The 17,845-nt window shown below is 66.9% G+C and carries 18 protein-coding genes and 1 pseudogene; 10 read left to right on the top strand and 9 right to left on the bottom strand.

Features of this window, described 5'->3' with window-relative positions:
- Window positions 1-10 precede the first annotated feature (10 nt).
- Window positions 11-913 (bottom strand): NAD kinase, encoded by a 903-nt coding sequence (locus tag G3N98_RS22320; RefSeq protein ID WP_089424551.1) that lies wholly within the window; start codon window positions 911-913, stop codon window positions 11-13.
- Window positions 914-1,044: 131 nt separating this feature from the next.
- Here G3N98_RS22320 and hrcA point away from each other — a divergent pair, with 131 nt between their 5' ends.
- The 3 genes from hrcA (at window position 1,045) to G3N98_RS22305 (ending at window position 3,692) form a co-directional block, all read left to right on the top strand.
- Complete coding sequence (gene hrcA / locus G3N98_RS22315) at window positions 1,045-2,067, top strand: heat-inducible transcriptional repressor HrcA (protein WP_031399637.1); 1,023 nt, start codon at window positions 1,045-1,047, stop codon at window positions 2,065-2,067.
- Between the two features lie 147 nt (window positions 2,068-2,214).
- Window positions 2,215-3,279 (top strand): ferrochelatase, encoded by a 1,065-nt coding sequence (hemH, locus tag G3N98_RS22310; protein WP_206149246.1) that lies wholly within the window; start codon window positions 2,215-2,217, stop codon window positions 3,277-3,279.
- 5 nt (window positions 3,280-3,284) lie between these two features.
- Complete coding sequence (locus G3N98_RS22305) at window positions 3,285-3,692, top strand: RNA-binding S4 domain-containing protein (RefSeq protein ID WP_206149245.1); 408 nt, start codon at window positions 3,285-3,287, stop codon at window positions 3,690-3,692.
- Here the strand turns inward: G3N98_RS22305 and G3N98_RS22300 are convergent.
- Window positions 3,664-3,825: a hypothetical protein gene (locus tag G3N98_RS22300; RefSeq protein WP_006476841.1), complete on the bottom strand. Its 162-nt coding sequence runs from the start codon at window positions 3,823-3,825 to the stop codon at window positions 3,664-3,666. The genes G3N98_RS22305 and G3N98_RS22300 overlap by 29 nt on opposite strands.
- A 355-nt stretch (window positions 3,826-4,180) precedes the next feature.
- On the opposite strand from G3N98_RS22300, the gene grpE reads away from it, so the two are divergent.
- From grpE to G3N98_RS22275, 5 genes are all read left to right on the top strand, one after another.
- A complete protein-coding gene (gene grpE, locus G3N98_RS22295; protein WP_089424554.1) occupies window positions 4,181-4,726 on the top strand; it encodes a nucleotide exchange factor GrpE in 546 nt (181 codons plus the stop codon).
- A 10-nt stretch (window positions 4,727-4,736) separates the two neighbouring features.
- Window positions 4,737-5,147 (top strand): thioredoxin family protein, encoded by a 411-nt coding sequence (locus G3N98_RS22290; protein WP_206149244.1) that lies wholly within the window; start codon window positions 4,737-4,739, stop codon window positions 5,145-5,147.
- Window positions 5,148-5,295: 148 nt separating this feature from the next.
- Window positions 5,296-7,248 (top strand): molecular chaperone DnaK, encoded by a 1,953-nt coding sequence (gene dnaK / locus G3N98_RS22285; protein WP_089424556.1) that lies wholly within the window; start codon window positions 5,296-5,298, stop codon window positions 7,246-7,248.
- A gap of 265 nt (window positions 7,249-7,513) precedes the next feature.
- Complete coding sequence (gene dnaJ / locus G3N98_RS22280; RefSeq protein ID WP_089430628.1) at window positions 7,514-8,650, top strand: molecular chaperone DnaJ; 1,137 nt, start codon at window positions 7,514-7,516, stop codon at window positions 8,648-8,650.
- A 13-nt stretch (window positions 8,651-8,663) separates the two neighbouring features.
- Window positions 8,664-10,592 carry a bifunctional anthranilate synthase component I family protein/class IV aminotransferase gene (locus G3N98_RS22275; protein ID WP_206149243.1) on the top strand — a complete coding sequence of 643 codons (1,929 nt, stop codon included), beginning with the start codon at window positions 8,664-8,666 and terminating at the stop codon, window positions 10,590-10,592.
- 120 nt (window positions 10,593-10,712) lie between these two features.
- On the opposite strand, the gene panB is transcribed toward G3N98_RS22275, so the two are convergent.
- Genes panB through hda form a run of 6 tightly spaced genes read right to left on the bottom strand, consistent with a single transcriptional unit; the run spans window position 10,713 to window position 15,802 of the window.
- A complete protein-coding gene (gene panB / locus G3N98_RS22270; protein WP_089424560.1) occupies window positions 10,713-11,528 on the bottom strand; it encodes a 3-methyl-2-oxobutanoate hydroxymethyltransferase in 816 nt (271 codons plus the stop codon).
- Window positions 11,529-11,573: 45 nt separating this feature from the next.
- Window positions 11,574-12,260, bottom strand: a complete 687-nt coding sequence (locus G3N98_RS22265; RefSeq protein WP_089424561.1) for a deoxynucleoside kinase — start codon at window positions 12,258-12,260, stop codon at window positions 11,574-11,576.
- The gene (folK, locus tag G3N98_RS22260; protein ID WP_011351029.1) at window positions 12,257-12,799 is read right to left on the bottom strand and encodes a 2-amino-4-hydroxy-6-hydroxymethyldihydropteridine diphosphokinase; all 543 of its coding nucleotides are present in this window, start codon (window positions 12,797-12,799) and stop codon (window positions 12,257-12,259) included. The genes G3N98_RS22265 and folK overlap by 4 nt, the downstream gene beginning before the upstream one ends.
- 35 nt (window positions 12,800-12,834) lie before the next feature.
- Window positions 12,835-14,373: a polynucleotide adenylyltransferase PcnB gene (gene pcnB / locus G3N98_RS22255; protein ID WP_206149242.1), complete on the bottom strand. Its 1,539-nt coding sequence runs from the start codon at window positions 14,371-14,373 to the stop codon at window positions 12,835-12,837.
- Between the two features lie 5 nt (window positions 14,374-14,378).
- Window positions 14,379-15,056, bottom strand: coding sequence for an HAD family hydrolase (locus G3N98_RS22250; RefSeq protein ID WP_089424564.1), 678 nt, complete (start codon window positions 15,054-15,056; stop codon window positions 14,379-14,381).
- An 11-nt stretch (window positions 15,057-15,067) separates the two neighbouring features.
- Window positions 15,068-15,802, bottom strand: coding sequence for a DnaA regulatory inactivator Hda (gene hda, locus G3N98_RS22245; protein WP_006484992.1), 735 nt, complete (start codon window positions 15,800-15,802; stop codon window positions 15,068-15,070).
- A gap of 250 nt (window positions 15,803-16,052) precedes the next feature.
- Between hda and purM the strand changes: the two genes are divergently transcribed.
- Together purM and G3N98_RS22235 are read left to right on the top strand one after the other, a co-directional pair.
- Window positions 16,053-17,108, top strand: a complete 1,056-nt coding sequence (gene purM / locus G3N98_RS22240; RefSeq protein WP_006484927.1) for a phosphoribosylformylglycinamidine cyclo-ligase — start codon at window positions 16,053-16,055, stop codon at window positions 17,106-17,108.
- Between the two features lie 120 nt (window positions 17,109-17,228).
- Entirely contained in the window at window positions 17,229-17,624 is a 396-nt protein-coding gene (locus G3N98_RS22235; protein WP_206149241.1) for an SgcJ/EcaC family oxidoreductase, read from the top strand.
- A gap of 22 nt (window positions 17,625-17,646) precedes the next feature.
- Here the strand turns inward: G3N98_RS22235 and G3N98_RS22230 are convergent.
- Window positions 17,647-17,845: pseudogene (locus tag G3N98_RS22230) on the bottom strand (tetracycline resistance MFS efflux pump); the annotation flags it as partial.

The following is a 17,845-nucleotide window of genomic DNA, read 5'->3' as shown; positions in this document are numbered from 1 at the left end:
CAGAGCGGCGTCAGGACGCCTTGTCGTCTTCGTTCGAGGCGTGTTCGTTCCAGTGCAGCTTCTTGCGCAGCGTCGCGTAGTAGCTGTAGCCGATCGGGTGCAGGAACGGCACCGTGTGCTTCGAGCGGCGCACCTCGATCGTGTCGTTCAGTTCGAGCGCGGTGAACGACTGCATGTCGAAGTTCACGTTGACGTCGCGCCCGCCGACGATCTGGATCGCGATTTTCGAATCGTCGGGCAGCACGATCGGCCGGTTCGACAGCGCGTGCGGCGCGATCGGCACGAGCACGATGCCCGCCAGCTGCGGATGGAGGATCGGGCCGGCCGACGACAGCGCGTAAGCGGTCGAGCCGGTCGGCGTGGCGACGATCAGGCCGTCCGAACGCTGGTTGTACATGTACCGGCCGTCGACCGATGCGCGCAGCTCGACCATCCCGGAGAAGCCGCTGCGGTTCACGACGACGTCGTTGAAGGCGAGCGCGTGGTAGATCGGTTCGCCGTCGCGCATGATCCGGGCCTCGAGCAGCGCGCGCTCCTCGCGCTCGAACTTGCCCGACAGGATCACCGGGACGAGCGCCTGCATGTCGGCCGCCGCGATATCGGTGATGAAGCCGAGCCGCCCGTGGTTGATCCCGATCAGCGGTGTCTTGTACGGCGCGAGCTGACGGCCGATGCCGAGCATCGTCCCGTCGCCGCCCAGCACGACCGCCACATCGGCACGCGCCCCGATTTCGGCCGGCGTCAGCGCCGGGTAGCCGGTGATGCCGATCTCGCGCGCGGTCTCGGCTTCGAAGACGACCTCGAAGCCCCGCTTGGCGACGCAGGCGGCCAGCGTGGCGAGCGGCTCGGCGATGTTCGGCGTGTTGCTCCGGCCGACGAGCGCGACAGTGTTGAACTGATTACCGGTTTTCATGCCGGCATTACACCATAGCTCGTTGACGAAAAGAACCGGCTGTGCGCGGTCGGGGCCGGATCGGGCCGGCCCGCGCAACGGTAGCCGACGCCACTCGCCGCGGTCGCGCGGTTGCGCTAAAATTTTCCACCATGCTAGATCCTCGCGCACGAACCCTCCTGAAAACCCTGATCGAACGGTATATCGCCGACGGTCAGCCAGTCGGATCGCGCACGTTGTCCCGTTACTCCGGGCTCGAGCTGAGCCCGGCAACGATCCGCAACGTGATGTCCGACCTGGAGGAGCTCGGCCTCGTGTCGAGCCCGCACACGTCGGCCGGCCGCGTGCCGACGCCGCGCGGCTACCGGCTGTTCGTCGACACGATGCTGACGGTCGAGGCGCCGATCGACGCCGAAGCCGTCGCGCGGCAGGTGCAGAACACGCTGCAGGCCGGCGAGCCGCAGCAGCGGGTGGTGGCGGCCGCCGCGAGCGTGCTGTCGAACCTGTCGCAGTTCGCGGGCGTGGTGCTGACGCCGCGCCGCAGCCACGTGTTCAAGCAGATCGAGTTCATGCGCCTGTCGGACAAGCGCATCCTGCTGATCATCGTCACGCCCGAGGGCGACGTGCAGAACCGGATGCTCGCGACGCCGCGCGATTACTCGCCGTCGCAACTGACCGAGGCGTCCAACTACATCAACGCGCATTTCGCCGGCCTGTCGTTCGACGAGGTGCGCCGCCGCCTGCGCGACGAGATCGACCAGTTGCGCGGCGACATGACCGCGCTGATGCACGCCGCCGTGACGGCCAGCACCGAGGTGCCCGACACCGAGGACACCGTGCTGATTTCCGGCGAGCGCAACCTGCTCGAAGTGGCGGATCTCTCGTCCGACATGGCGCGACTGCGCAAGCTGTTCGACGTATTCGACCAAAAGACGGGCCTCCTGCAACTGCTCGACGTGTCGAGCCACGCCCAGGGCGTGCAGATCTTCATTGGCGGCGAATCGACGCTCGTGCCGATCGAGGAAATGAGCGTCGTTACCGCGCCTTACGAGGTGAACGGGCAGATCGTCGGCACGCTCGGCGTGATCGGCCCGACCCGCATGGCGTACAACCGCGTGATACCGATCGTCGACATCACCGCGCGCCTGCTGTCGCTCACGCTGAGCCAGCAGTAGCCTGCGGTCGCTAGCCCGATCCTGCCCCGTCATCGTGCCGCGGCACCGCGTGTGCCGGCAGTCGGCCGAACGGCCAGCCGACCGGCGCGGAGCGGCCCGCTATAATTGAGAGCCGTCCGGTCCCGTGCCCCGAGCACGTAATTGCCCATGCGTTTCGATCTTGAGCCGCCTTCGAGCACCGCGGCTGCCCATCGCATCGGTGTGCTGCTGATCAATCTCGGCACGCCCGACGCCCCGACACCGCGCGCGGTGCGGCGCTACCTGGCCGAATTCCTGTCGGATCCGCGGGTCGTCGAGATTCCGCAGGCCGTCTGGCAGGTGCTGCTGCGCACGCTCATCCTGCCGCTGCGCGGCCGGGCGTCCGCGAAGAAATACGCGGCGGTCTGGATGCCCGAGGGCTCGCCGCTGCGCGTGTACACGGAGCGCCAGACCGACAGCGTGCGGCATCTGCTCACGTCGAACGGCTATCACGTGATGGTCGACTATGCGATGCGCTACGGCAGCCCGAACATTTCGCACGCGCTCGCGCAGTTCAAGCGGGCGGGCGTCGAGCGCGTGCTGCTGATGCCGATGTATCCGCAATACTCGGCGTCGACCACCGCCACGGCGTTCGACGCCGCCTTCCACGCGCTCGCGCGCATGCGCAACCAGCCCGAGGTGCGCACGGTGCGGCACTACGCCGACCATCCGGCCTATATCCATGCGCTGGCCGAGCAGGTGCGCCAGTATTGGGCGCAGCACGGCCGGCCCGATTTCGCGGCCGGCGACAAGCTCGTGCTGAGCTTTCACGGCGTGCCGAAGCGCACGCTCGACCTCGGCGACCCCTATCACGACCAATGCCAGCAGACAGGCGCGCTGCTGATGGCCGCGCTCGGGCTGTCGACGACCGAATGCCGCGTCACGTTCCAGTCGCGTTTCGGCAAGGCCGAATGGCTGCAGCCTTACACCGCGCCGACGCTGCGCGAGTTCGGCGAGGCCGGCGTGCGGCGGGCCGACGTGTTCTGTCCCGGTTTCACGGCCGACTGCCTGGAGACGATCGAGGAGATCGGCATGGAGGTGCGCGACGAGTTCCTCGCCGGCGGCGGCAAGGCGTTCCACCGGATTCCGTGCCTGAATGGCGCATCCGCGTGGATCGGCGCGCTCGGCGAGATCGTCGCCGAGAATCTGCAGGGCTGGCCGGTCAAGGCCGCGCAGCCCGAAACGGTGAGTTGAGCGCGATGAATTACAAGATTTCGACCGAGCCGGGCGCGAAGCTGCGCATCGACAAATGGCTGTGGGCGGCCCGGTTCTTCAAGACGCGCTCGCTCGCGACCGATGCGGTCGACAAGGGGCACGTGAAGATTGGCGGCGCGGCGGTCAAGCCGGCGAAGGAAGTGCGGGTGGGCGACGAGGTCGAGATTGCGATCGACGGCATCGTCTGGCACGTTGCCGTGCTTGGCGTGTGCGACGTGCGCGGGCCGGCGAGCGTCGCGCAGACGCTTTACGCGGAGACGGAAGCGGGGCGGGCCGCGCGGCTCGCCGAACTGGAGCGGCGCCGCACGTATCGCGAGCCGGCAGCCGAATTGCACGGCCGGCCGACGAAGCGCGACCGGCGCATCATCGACAGATTTTCTGGTGGGAGCTGAACATCTGGTCGAATGTCGCCCGCGCGCTTCCGTATTCGGTCGTGCGGTCGGTGACGGCTCCCGACAGGCAGATGGTGGTGGTGCCGGCAATGAGTACCAGCGCGACCACCGAGATCGCAAACGTCAGTTTCATGGTACTCCCCTCGAGAAGAAGGGTGAAAACGGCGCCAGGTGGATGTCAGGCGTCAGTCAGCTAGGGGTAAACACGCTTTTCCGACGCTTGAGTGGAGTGTAGTGCAGCGGGCCTGTGCCAAGCTAGTACTTGCCGGGTAAGCGTTGTTACCGGCCGTTTCGCCCGATCTGGCGGACTATGCGGCCGATGCCCCGGCGTGACGCGCGGTTGTTTCGCGGTATTGGAGAATGCCGGCGAATAACCCTCTTGAAATCGTCGTTTTCACCCTTATTTGCACCAGCAATGTGCGGTGCCACCGGATATACGGTCCGGCGGTTGCCGATTTGGCTTCAACCTCTAATCGACTTTCAGCGACATGGAAAACACGCAAGAGAACCCGGCATCCCAATCGGCCGAAGAGATCGGCAGCGAGAAGCAGGCGGCGCAAGGCGCTGCTCCCGCCGCCGAAGCAGCCGACGCGGCGCTCGCGGAGGCTCAAGCCAAGGTCGCCGAGCTGCAGGAGAGCTTCCTGCGGGCGAAGGCCGAAACCGAGAACGTCCGCCGCCGCGCGCAGGACGACGTCTCGAAGGCGCACAAGTTCGCGATCGAGAGCTTTGCGGAGCACCTGCTGCCCGTGCTGGACAGCCTGGAAGCGGCCGTCAACGATACGTCCGGCGACATCGCGAAGGTGCGCGAAGGCGTCGAGCTGACGCTGCGCCAGCTGACGAGCGCGCTCGAGAAGGGCCGCGTCGTCGCGCTGAACCCGGTTGGCGAGAAGTTCGATCCGCACCAGCACCAGGCCATTTCGATGGTGCCGGCCGACCAGGAGCCGAACACCGTCGTCACCGTGCTGCAAAAGGGCTACATGATCGCCGACCGCGTGCTGCGTCCGGCGCTCGTCACCGTCGCGCAGCCGAAGTAAGGCCGTCGCGATGCTGCCAGCCGGCGTCGATCCGGCCGCGTTCGACGCGTTCGACATGCAGGCGCTGGACGCCGGCACGTTCGACGCGGCGATCGACGGCGCGGGCGATGCGCTCGCGGTGGTGTTCTTCTGGGGCGTCGACTGCTTCAACTGCGAGATCGCGAAGAAGGCGATGCTCGCCCAGCCCGACGCGATCCGCGCGCTGGACCTGAAGTGGTTCCATTGCAACGTGTACGAACACCACCAGCTGGGGCGCCGCTTCGGGCTGCACGGCGTGCCGACGTGGTTCTTCTTCCACCGCGGCAAGCGGCTCGGCCGCGCGACGGGCTGGCATGGCCTCGCGCAGTTCCAGGCAGCGGTGTCGGCGGCACGCGCGAAAATCGCCGCGGCGGGCGGCGATCCGCTAGCCGGCAGCGATTGAAAAAATTTAATATCCGCATCGCACGTCGGGTCTTGAAAACGAACCGGACGGACGCATTTCGGGAACAGAGTTGAATTCTGGCGCGCGAAACCGCCACAAAACGCGGGGTTTTGCGCAGCAAACAAGCATTTCTGGAGATTAGGAAAAAATGGGAAAGATCATCGGTATTGACCTCGGCACCACGAACTCGTGCGTCGCCATCATGGAAGGCAACCAGGTCAAGGTCATCGAGAACTCGGAAGGCACGCGCACCACGCCGTCGATCATCGCCTACATGGACGACAACGAAGTGCTGGTCGGCGCACCGGCCAAGCGCCAGTCGGTGACCAACCCGAAGAACACGCTGTTCGCCGTGAAGCGCCTGATCGGCCGCCGCTTCGAAGAGAAGGAAGTCCAGAAGGACATCGGCCTGATGCCGTACGCCATCATCAAGGCCGACAACGGCGATGCATGGGTCGAGGCACACGGCGAGAAGCTCGCGCCGCCGCAAGTGTCGGCGGAAGTGCTGCGCAAGATGAAGAAGACGGCCGAAGACTACCTCGGCGAGCCGGTCACGGAAGCCGTGATCACGGTGCCGGCGTACTTCAACGACAGCCAGCGCCAGGCAACCAAGGACGCCGGCCGCATCGCGGGCCTCGAAGTCAAGCGGATCATCAACGAGCCGACCGCGGCTGCGCTCGCGTTCGGCCTCGACAAGGCCGAGAAGGGCGACCGCAAGATCGCCGTGTATGACCTCGGCGGCGGTACGTTCGACGTGTCGATCATCGAAATCGCGGACGTCGACGGCGAAATGCAGTTCGAAGTGCTGTCGACCAACGGCGACACGTTCCTCGGCGGCGAAGACTTCGACCAGCGCATCATCGATTACATCATCGGCGAGTTCAAGAAGGAGCAGGGCGTCGACCTGTCGAAGGACGTGCTCGCGCTGCAGCGCCTGAAGGAAGCCGCTGAAAAGGCGAAGATCGAGCTGTCGTCGAGCCAGCAGACCGAAATCAACCTGCCGTACATCACGGCTGACGCGTCGGGCCCGAAGCACTTGAACCTGAAGATCACCCGCGCGAAGCTGGAAGCGCTGGTGGAAGACCTCGTCGAGCGCACGATCGAACCGTGCCGCATCGCGATCAAGGACGCAGGCGTCAAGGTGTCGGACATCGACGACGTGATCCTGGTCGGCGGCCAGACGCGCATGCCGAAGGTGCTGGAGAAGGTGAAGGAATTCTTCGGCAAGGATCCGCGCCGTGACGTGAACCCGGACGAAGCCGTCGCAGTCGGCGCGGCGATCCAGGGCCAGGTCCTGTCGGGCGACCGCAAGGACGTGCTGCTGCTCGACGTGACCCCGCTGTCGCTCGGCATCGAGACGCTCGGCGGCGTGATGACGAAGATGATCAGCAAGAACACGACGATCCCGACGAAGCATGCCCAGGTGTACTCGACGGCGGACGACAACCAGGGCGCCGTGACGATCAAGGTGTTCCAGGGCGAACGCGAAATGGCAGCCGGCAACAAGCTGCTCGGCGAGTTCAACCTCGAGGGCATCCCGCCGGCACCGCGCGGCGTGCCGCAGATCGAAGTGACCTTCGACATCGACGCGAACGGCATCCTGCACGTCGGCGCGAAGGACAAGGCGACCGGCAAGGAAAACAAGATCACGATCAAGGCGAACTCGGGTCTGTCCGAGGCTGAAATCGACCAGATGATCAAGGACGCGGAAGCGAACGCAGCGGAAGATCACAAGCTGCGCGAGCTGGCTGATTCGCGCAACCAGGGCGACGCGCTGGTCCACAGCACGAAGAAGGCGCTGACCGAGTACGGCGACAAGCTGGACGCGGGCGAGAAGGAAGCCATCGAAGCGTCGCTGAAGTCGCTCGAGGAAGTCCTGAAGGACTCGTCGGCCGACAAGGCTGCGATCGACGCGAAGGTCGAGGAGCTCGGCAAGGTGTCGCAGAAGCTCGGCGAAAAGATGTACGCCGACATGCAAGCCCAGCAAGCAGGGGCGGCCGGTGCGGCGGGCGCAGCGGAAGGCGCGGCCCACGCGGGCGGTGCGCAACAGGCTGCCGACGATGTCGTCGACGCCGAGTTCAAGGAAGTGAAGAAGGACTAAGCCGGGTTGCCCCGGTGCCGCACGCCGCGCGCCACCCGCGCGCGGCGCGGCTGACGGGTTGGCTGACAAGCGGTCTGTCTTTCCTTCCGGATGGCCGGATCGACTCCACGCCTGGCGGGCTTCGCGGCCCTCCGGGCACATTTGTTTTTTGGCGGGTGCTGCACGCGCCGTCCGCGGCGGGCGCAGCGCCAGACGAGTCGAGAGACTTTACTGCAGGCGAAAGGAGCCGCCGCGTGCGCGATGCGTGGCGGCACAGTGAATCGATATGGCGAAACGGGATTACTACGAGGTTCTGGGCGTCGCGAAGAATGCGAGCGACGACGAAATCAAGAAGGCGTATCGCAAGCTTGCGATGAAGTATCACCCTGACCGCAATCCGGACAGCAAGGATGCGGAAGAGCATTTCAAGGAGGTGAAGGAAGCCTATGAAATGCTGTCGGACGGCCAGAAGCGGGCAGCGTACGACCAGTACGGCCACGCGGGCGTCGATCCGAACATGGGCGGTGCGGGCGCACAGGGCTTCGGCGGCTTCGCGGACGCGTTCGGCGACATCTTCGGCGACATCTTCGGCCAGGCGGCGGGCGGCGCCGCGCGCGGCGGCCGTGGCGGCCCGCAGGTGTATCGCGGCGCCGACTTGCGCTACAGCATGGAAATCACGCTCGAGCAGGCCGCACACGGCTACGACACGCAGATCCGCGTGCCGAGCTGGGTGTCGTGCGAGGTTTGCCACGGGTCGGGTGCGAAGCCCGGCACGAAGCCGGAAACCTGCCCGACCTGTCACGGCCAGGGCACGGTGCGCATGTCGCAGGGCTTCTTCAGCATCCAGCAGACCTGCCCGAAGTGCCACGGCACGGGCACCTACATTCCCGAGCCGTGCGTGCATTGCCACGGGTCGGGCAAGGTGAAGGAAACCAAGACGCTCGAAGTGAAGATCCCGGCCGGGATCGACGACGGGATGCGGATCCGCTCGGCCGGCAACGGCGAGCCGGGCATCAACGGCGGGCCGCCGGGCGACCTGTACGTCGAGATCCACATCAAGCCGCATTCGGTGTTCGAGCGCGACGGCGACGATCTCCACTGCCAGATGCCGATCCCGTTCACGACCGCCGCACTCGGCGGCGAGATCGAGGTGCCGACGCTGGCCGGCCGTGCGTCGTTCCCGGTGCCGGAGGGCACGCAGTCGGGCAAGACGTTCCGCCTGCGCGGCAAGGGCATCAAGGGGCTGCGTTCGAGCATCGCGGGCGATCTGTACGTCCACGTGCAGGTCGAGACGCCGGTGAAGCTGACCGACAACCAGCGCGACCTGCTCAAGCAGTTCGAGAAATCGCTGGCCGAGGGCGGCGCGCGTCACAGCCCGCAGAGCAAGAGCTGGTTCGACCGTGTGAAGAGCTTCTTCGAGTAACTCGAGTAACAGCATGACTGAAGGCAACGAGAGCGCGTCATTCGCGCTCTTGGACGATTGCGACTCGACCGCGCTCGCGCGGTCGAGTCGTTTGTATTCGGTGTTCGTGCGCGAACGCGTGTGCACGGATCCGGCTCGGCTCGACGAGGTCGACGCGGCGGTGGCGCAGGATCTGCGCGACGGGCTGCATGCGGTCGTCGTCGGCGACTACGAATTCGGATGCAACCTGCAACGAGCGCAGCCGGGCCATGCCCCGCTGCGCTTTTTGCTGTTTGCGCGCTGCGAGCGCCTGTCGTGCGACGAAGTCGACGCGTGGCTCGCGCAGCAGGATGGCGGCGGCGCGCCGTCGATCGCGGGCGTCGCGCATGTCGAAAAGAGCGTGTCGCGCGATGCGTTCGATGCGGCGATCGCCGCGGTGCACGACGCGCTGCGCGCGGGCGATTCGTATCAGGTCAACTACACGTACCGGCTGAACTTCGATGTATTCGGCACGCCGCTCTCGCTGTACCGGCGGCTGCGCGCGCGCCAGCCCGTGCGCTACGGCGCGCTGATCGCGTTGCCCGACGGACCGTGGGTCGTGTCGTGCTCGCCCGAGCTGTTCGTCGAGAAGCACGGCGACGTGCTGCGCGCGCGGCCGATGAAGGGCACGGCACCGCGTTCGGCCAACCCTCGCGACGATGCGGCGGCGGCTACGTTCCTCGCGAACGATCCGAAGAACCGCGCGGAAAACGTGATGATCGTCGACCTGCTGCGCAACGACGTGTCGCGGATCGCGCGCACCGGCACGGTCCGCGTGCCGGCGCTGTTCTCCGTCGAGCCGTATGCGTCGGTGTGGCAGATGACGTCGACGGTCGAGGCCGGCTGGCGCGACGGGACGACGTTCGCGCAGATGCTGCGTGCGCTGTTTCCGTGCGGATCGATCACGGGCGCGCCGAAGCACAAGACGATGGAACTGATCGACGCGATCGAGTCGACGCCGCGCGGGCTCTATACGGGCGCGATCGGCTGGCTTGACGCTGCGAAGCAACGCGCCGATTCCGACGCGCCGGGCGATCGCCTGGCCGGTTGCGGTGATTTCTGCCTGTCGGTTGCGATCCGTACGCTGACGCTCGATGCTGCCAGCGAAGGCGCTGACTGCGAAGGTGCGACGGATGCCGAAGCACGCCATCCGGCAACGGTAATCGCCGGCCGGCGCCGCGGCACGATGGGCGTCGGCGCGGGCATCGTGCTCGACAGCGTCGCGGCCGACGAATATGCGGAGTGCGAATTGAAAGCGCGATTCCTGACGGACGCCGATCCCGGCTTCCAGCTGTTCGAAACGACGGCCGCCACGCGTGCGGACGGCATCCGGCATCTCGATCGCCATCTCGCGCGGCTGCAGCGCAGCGCGGATGCATTCGGCTTCCGCTTCGATGCCGACGCATTGCGTCGCGAGATCGACGCGCGCTGCGCGGCGCTCGATGGCGACTGCGCTTACCGGATGAAGCTCGTGATCGCGAAGGACGGCACGATCGAGATCATCACGGCGCCGCTCAAGCCGCTGCCGGCGGGGCCGGTCGGCGTGCTGCTGGCGCCCGCGCACGGCTTCGCGCCGACCCGTGCGGGCGATGCGCTGCTGCTGCACAAGACCACGCGCCGCGCCGAATACGATCGCGCGTGGCAGGCGGCGGAGGCGCTCGGCGGCTTCGACATGCTGTTCGTCAACGAGCGCGGCGAGGTGACGGAAGGCGGGCGCTCGAACCTGTTCGTGAAGCTCGATGGCCAGTGGGTGACGCCGCCGCTCGAGTCCGGCGTGCTGCCGGGCGTGATGCGTGGCGTGCTGCTCGACGATCGTGCGTTCGGCGCGACCGAGCGGGTCGTGACTCGCGACGATCTCGCGCGTGCGGAGGCGCTGCTGCTGACCAATGCGCTGCGCGGCGCGCTCGACGCGGTACTGAAGTAACCGGCGGATAATCGACCGCTGCCGGCAGCGTGAGAAAGAAAAAACGCGGCGCCCCGCAAAGGGCGCCGCGTTTTTTTCATCGAAGTGCCGGCGAACGCATCGCCGGCACCGCGCCGGACGTCAGAACGAATGCTCGGGGCCGGGGAACGAACCGTCCTTCACCGCGCGCACGTACGCTTCGACGGCCGCCTGGATGTTCGGCTCGCCCTGCATGAAATCCTTCACGAAGCGCGGCCGCTTGCCGGGGAACACACCGAGCATGTCGTGCAGCACGAGCACCTGGCCCGAGCAGTCGGCGCCTGCACCGATGCCGATCGTCGGCACGCGCAGCATCTGCGTGACCTCGGAACCGATCAGCGTCGGCACGGCTTCGAGCAGGACGACCTGCGCACCGGCCGCTTCGACCGCACGCGCGTCGCGCAGCAGTTGCGCCGCACCGGCTTCGGTCTTGCCTTGCACCTTGAAGCCGCCGAACGCATGCACCGACTGCGGCGTGAGGCCCACGTGCGCACACACGGGCACCGCGCGCTCGACGAGGAAGCGGACCGTCTCGGCGAGCCATTCGCCGCCTTCGAGCTTGACCATCTGCGCACCGGCGCGCATCAGCTTGACGCTGCTTGCGAATGCCTCGGCCGGCGTGCCGTACGTGCCGAACGGCAGGTCGGCCATGATCAGCGCGCGCGGCTGCGCGCGGGCGACGCAGGCGGTGTGATACGCGATGTCGTCGAGCGACACGGGCAGCGTGGTCGTGTGGCCCTGCAGCACGTTGCCGAGCGAATCGCCGATCAGCAGCACGTCGACGCCCGAACGGTCGAGCAGTGCGGCAAAGCTCGCGTCGTAGCAGGTGAGCATCGCGATCTTCTCGCCGGCGTCGCGCATTGCCTGCAGCTTGGGCACCGTGACGGCAGGCCGGCTCGATTCCTGGAGATAGGTCATGGGAAATCCGGTTCGAATGGGTGAGGAACGACAGGCGAGGACGCGTCAGCGCGTCGTCTCGCCCTTGACGAAGAATTCCTTGCGGCCGCGCATCGTCTCGATGCGCTCGACCAGCAGGGCGAGATCTTCGGGGGAATCCAGCGGATTCAGGTGTTCCGCGGCGACCGTCAGCACCGGCGTGCGGTCGTAGTGGTAGAAGAATTCGTTGTACGCGTCGACGAGCGAGCGCAGGTATGCATCGCTGATCTGCAGCTCCATCGGCAGCCCGCGCTTCTGGATGCGCGAGAACAGCACTTCGGGGCTCGCCTGCAGGTAGACGACGAGGTCGGGCGACGGTGCCTGCGGCACGTCCACGTGCGTCGCGACCGAGCGGTAGAGCTGCCACTCGTCTTCCGGCAGGTTCAGCCGCGCGAAGATGTCGTTCTTCTGCGGCATGAAATCGGCGATGACCGGGCGGCCCGTGTCGAGCGCACCGATCAGCTCGCGTGCCTGCTGCGCGCGCTGCAGCGCGAACGACAACTGCACGGGCAGCGCGTAGCGTGCGGTGTCGCGATAGAAGCGTTCGAGGAACGGGTTGTCCTGCGGGCGCTCGAGCAGCGTCTGCATCGACCAGCGTTCGCCGAGCAGGCGCGCGAGCGTCGTCTTGCCGACGCCGATCGGGCCTTCGATCACGAGATAGCGGTGCGGGGCGCGCAGGTCGGGCGCGGTGACGGTGAGGGGAGTCGGGGTCATCGGCAGCGGTTCTTGTCGGCGTCTTCGCTGGCAGCGAGCGCCTTCTGCATCAGGCACTGGCAGGTCTGCACCTTCTCGACGCGCTGGTCCGCGACGGCGGCGAGGAACGCGTCGGCCCGGCCGCGCGCGGGGATGTCGAGTGCCGGCTCGATCTCGACGAGCGGCACGAGTGCGAACGCGCGGTCGGTGAGGCGCGGGTGCGGGACGATCAGGTCGGGCTCGTCGATCGAATCGTCGCCGAACAGCAGGATGTCGAGATCGAGCGTGCGCGGCGCGTTGCGATACGGGCGCTCGCGGCCGAAGTGATGTTCGATCTTCTGGCACAGCGCGAGCAGCTCGCGGGCCGACAGCGTCGTGTCGAGCTTGACGACACAGTTGTAGTAGTCGTCGCCGCCCGCTTCGAAGGGCGCCGTGCGATACAGGCTCGATTTGCCGAGGATCGAGATGGTGCGCTGCTGCGCAAGGCACACCACCGCGTCCTTCAGGGTCTGGCGCGCATCGCCGAGATTCGCCCCCAGTCCGATATATGCAACCGTCATGGCATCACTTCCTACGTCGTTCGCCGGCGAGCGCGTCAGTCGTCGGAACCGCTCGAGGCGTCCGGTGCCGGCTCGGCGGCACCTTCACCCGGCTTGCGGTTTCGCACGCCGCCGCGGCGGCGCCGCTTGCGGGGCGATTTTTCCTTCGTGCCGCCCTGCGTGAGCAATGCCTCGCGAGCGGCCGCGTCGCCTTCGATGAAATCCGTCCACCACTGTCCGACTTCCATATCGAGCTCGCCGGATTCGCAGCGTAACAGGAGGAAATCATACCCCGCTCTAAACCTTTGGTGTTCCAGCAGCCGCATCGCGCTGCGGCCCGAGCGTTTCTCGAGGCGCAGCTGCAGGCCCCAGATCTCGCGCATGTCGGCCGAGTAACGCTTGTGGATCGCGAGTTTCTCGGTCTGCATGTCGAGCACGTCGTCCATCGCGCGATGGAGCGCCGGCACCGGGATTTCGCCTTCGGCCGTGTATTGCTCGAAGCGCTGGCGCATGTCGTGCCACAGCAGCGTCGCGAACAGGAAGCCCGGCGAGACCGGCTTGCCGGCGCGCACGCGTGCATCGGTGTTGTTCAGCGCGAGCGTGATGAACTTCTCGCCCTGCGGCTGTTCGAGCACGACGTCGAGCAGCGGCAGCAGCCCGTGGTGCAGGCCTTCCTTGCGCAGCCGCTGCAGGCACGCGAGTGCGTGGCCCGACAGCAGCAGCTTCAGCATTTCGTCGAAGAGGCGCGCGGCCGGCACGTTGTTGATCAGGTCGGCGAGCGCGTTGATCGGTTCGCGCGTATGCGGCTCGATTTCGAAACCGAGCTTGGCTGCAAAGCGCACGACGCGCAGCATCCGCACCGGATCCTCGCGGAAGCGCGTGGCCGGATCGCCGATCATCCGCAACAGGCGGGCGCGCACGTCGGCCATCCCGTCGTGGTAGTCGAGCACCGTCTGCGTCGACGGATCGTAGTACATCGCGTTGATCGTGAAGTCGCGGCGCGCGGCGTCTTCGTGCTGCTCGCCCCACACGTTGTCGCGCAGCACGCGGCCGCTCGCGTCCACCGCGTGCGTGCGGCGATCGAGTTCGTCGCGCTTCAGGCGCTTCGGCGGCTCGGCGGCGGCCGCCTCGGGCGGCGCATCGACCAGCGCGCGGAACGTCGACACCTCGATCAGCTCCTGGCCGAACTGCACGTGCACGATCTGGAAGCGGCGGCCGATCAGGCGTGCGCGGCGGAACAGGCGCTGCACCTCGGTCGGCGTGGCGTCGGTCGCGACGTCGAAGTCCTTCGGCGCGATGCCGAGCAGCAGGTCGCGTACCGCGCCGCCGACGATGAAGGCACGGAAGCCCGCCTGCTGCAGCGTGTCGGTCACGCGCACGGCATTCTTCGAGATCAGCGCCGGGTTGATGCCGTGCACGCTGGCCGGCACGACGGTCGGTTCATGGTTGCTGCGCGGTTTCTTCGCGCCGCCGCCGCGGGCGCCCTTCGGGGCGCGCGGGGTAGCCGGGGCCGCTTCGTCGGCCGGGGCCGTTGCGGGAGACGTTTGCTCGGTTTCGTCCTGGCCGAGCAGCTTGCGGATGAATTTTTTGATCACGACGTTCAGAAGAGATCGAGGATGCGCCAGCCGCGGTTGCTTGCATGCGCACGCAGCGTGTCGTCAGGGTTGGTCGCGATCGGGTCGGTGACTTTCTCGAGCAACGGGATGTCGTTGTGCGAGTCGCTGTAGAAATAGGTGTGCGGGAAGTCGCTCCATTGCTTGCCGAGCGACGCGAGCCACGCTTCGGTCCGCACGATCTTGCCTTCGCGATAGCTCGGCGTGCCGGTCGGCCGGCCCGTGTACGGCGAATCGGGATGCCCGTCGGTCGTTTCGACCTCGCAGGCGATCAGCGTGTCGACGCCGAACGCGGACGCGATCGGGCGCGTGATGAATTCGTTGGTCGCCGTCACGACGCAGCACAGGTCGCCCGCATCGAGGTGCTTGCGCACGAGCTCGAGTGCCGCGGGTGTCATGGCGGGCCGGATCACCTCGTGCATGTACTGATCGTGCCATTCGGCCAGCTGCGCGCGCGAATACTTCGCGAGCGGCGTGATCATCGCCGTGAGGTACGCGTGGATGTCGAGCTTGCCGGCCTTGTAGTCGGCGAAGAACTGATCGTTCTGACGCGAGAAGCTTTCCGCGTCGACGATGCCGAGCTTCACCATGAAGCGGCCCCATTCGTGGTCGCTATCGGTCGGGATCAGCGTGTGATCGAGGTCAAAGAGTGCCAGATTAGTCATGGAAGCGCATTTTACTCGAAGCGGTTCGGGCCCGTGCCCGGTGGTGTGATGTCGTCGCCGGGACGCGCCAGCATGCGGCGCAGCAACGGCAGCGTGACGGCGCGTTTCTGCTCGAGCGAGAAGCGGTCGAGCGCGTCGAGCAGCGCCATCAGGCTCGGCATGTCGCGGCGGAAATGGGTCAGCAGGTAGGCGGCGATGTCGTCGGTGAGCGCGATTCCGCGCTCCTTCGCCGCGAGCTTGAGCACGGCGATCTTGCCGGCGTCGGACGGCGGCGACAGGTGGAACACGAGCCCCCAGCCGAGGCGCGTGCGGAGATCCTCGCGCACGTCGAGCGCGAGCGGCGCCGCGGGGCCCGCCGCGACGAACGCGCTCGACGGGTGCGCGCGCACTTCGTTGAACAGGTTGAACAGCGCGACCTGCTGCGTGTCGCTCATCCGGTCGCAATCGTCGATCGCGTAGATGCCGATGCGCGGGTCGAACGTGAACGCGCCGAGCGGGCTCTGCGGCGTCAGGTAGCGCGCATAGCCGTACGACGCGTCGCTCACGAGCGCCTGCAGCAGATGGGTGCGGCCGCAGCCGGGCTCGCCCCAGATGTAGAACGACCGGTCCGGCACGGGGCCCGCCGCGAGCGCGAGGTCGAGCTTCTGCAGGCGCGAGATGAGCTCGTCGTTCTCCTCGTTCATGATGAAGTTGTCGAACGTGGCGGGCGGCGGCGTGCCGAGATCGAGCGTCAGTTGACGAGACACAACAGTCACAATGCGGGTCGGTTGAAAATACGCGCGCCGTACGCCGGGCACGCGCCGGGAACCGCATCTTCACGGGCTTCACGCGCGGCCGCACGCACGGCGCCACGCCGGTTTCGGCGCGGTTCGCTCGGCGATGAAAACGGGGACGTGTTGACCAAGATGCAATCCCTGACGATTCAGTGCTGGGAATTCCGGCCAACGGGCCGGCTTCGGGTAAAATCGCATTTTACCGACCTTCTCGCATTCCCCCATGAATCCTCCGAAATCCGCTCCCGACGCTCAGGGTCTGTCCTATCGCGACGCAGGTGTCGACATCGACGCGGGCGACGCACTCATCGACAAGATCAAGCCTTTTGCGAAGAAAACCCTGCGCGACGGCGTGCTCGGCGGCATCGGCGGGTTCGGCGCGCTGTTCGAGGTGCCGAAGAAGTACAAGGAGCCCGTGCTCGTATCGGGCACCGACGGCGTCGGCACCAAGCTCAAGCTGGCGTTTCATCTGAACAAACACGACACCGTCGGCCAGGATCTCGTCGCGATGAGCGTGAACGACATCCTCGTGCAGGGCGCCGAGCCGCTGTTCTTCCTCGACTACTTCGCGTGCGGCAAGCTCGACGTCGACACCGCGGCAACGGTCGTCAAGGGCATCGCGCAGGGTTGCGAACTGTCGGGCTGCGCGCTGATCGGCGGTGAAACGGCCGAAATGCCGGGCATGTACCCGGACGGCGAATACGACCTGGCCGGCTTCGCGGTCGGCGCGGTCGAGAAGAGCAAGATCATCGACGGCAGCACGATCGCCGAAGGCGACGTGGTGCTGGGCCTCGCATCGAGCGGCATCCACTCGAACGGCTTCTCGCTCGTGCGCAAGATCATCGAGCGCGCGAACCCCGACCTGTCGGCCGATTTCCACGGCCGCTCGCTGGCCGACGCGCTGATGGCGCCGACCCGCATCTACGTGAAGCCGCTGCTCGCGCTGATGCAGAAGCTGTCGGTGAAGGGCATGGCGCACATCACGGGCGGCGGTCTCGTCGAGAACATTCCGCGCGTGCTGCGCGAAGGCCTCACCGCCGAGCTCGACCAGAACGCATGGCCGCTGCCGCCGCTGTTCAAGTGGCTGCAGGAGCACGGCGGTGTCGCCGATGCCGAAATGCACCGCGTGTTCAACTGCGGCATCGGCATGGCCGTGATCGTGTCGGCGGCCGATGCCGACGCAGCGATCGCCGACCTGACCGCCGCTGGCGAACAGGTGTGGAAGATCGGCACCGTGCGTGCGACCCGCGAAGGCGAGGCGCAGACGGTCGTGGTCTGACGCACTGCCTGCAGCAGATGCAGCAGATGCAGCAAGGAAAGCCGCCCGGAGTCGATCCGGGCGGTTTTTTTTCGGGCGTTGCGTGGCGTACGGGCGCGCGCCGATGAAGGAGGGACGACGATGACCGAAGACGAACGCGCGATCCGTGAGCTCGTGGACAACTGGTTCGTGTCGAGCCGGCGTGGCGACCTGGCAACGGTGCTCGACCTGATCGCCGACGACGCGATCTTCATGGTGGCCGGCAAGCCGCCGTTCGACAAGGCGGCGTTTGCAGCCGCGTCGCGCGACGCGAACGCCGGGGGCGGCAACGCGCCGAAGATCGACGGCCGTTACCGGATCGACGAACTGCGCGTGCTGGGCGACTGGGCGTACATGCGCAATTTCATCGAGATCGAGGCGACCCCGCCGGGCGGCGAGACGATCCGCCGGTCGGGCCATACGCTGACGATCTTCCGCAAGGCCGATGGCCGTTGGCAGCTCGTGCGCGACGCGAATCTCGTGACGCTCGCGCAGTGAGCGCGGCGGTGCGCGCCGACGCTCATGCGGACGGCCGTGCCGCGCCCGCCGGCCGCGCACCGGCCAGCAATGGCGGGACAAGCAGATAAAGCAGCGCGGCTGCTGCCCAGACGAGCCCCGGCCACATCGCGCGGGTCGCCGCATAGGTCGCGGTGACGACCAGCGGCCCCGCGACGCCGATCAGGCTCGCCACGCTCGCGAGCGCGCCTTGCAGCTCACCA

Source organism: Burkholderia sp. Tr-20390, from assembly GCF_017104595.1.
In the GTDB taxonomy this organism is placed as follows: Bacteria; Pseudomonadota; Gammaproteobacteria; order Burkholderiales; family Burkholderiaceae; genus Burkholderia.
This window is presented reverse-complemented; position numbering and strand designations above follow the sequence as displayed.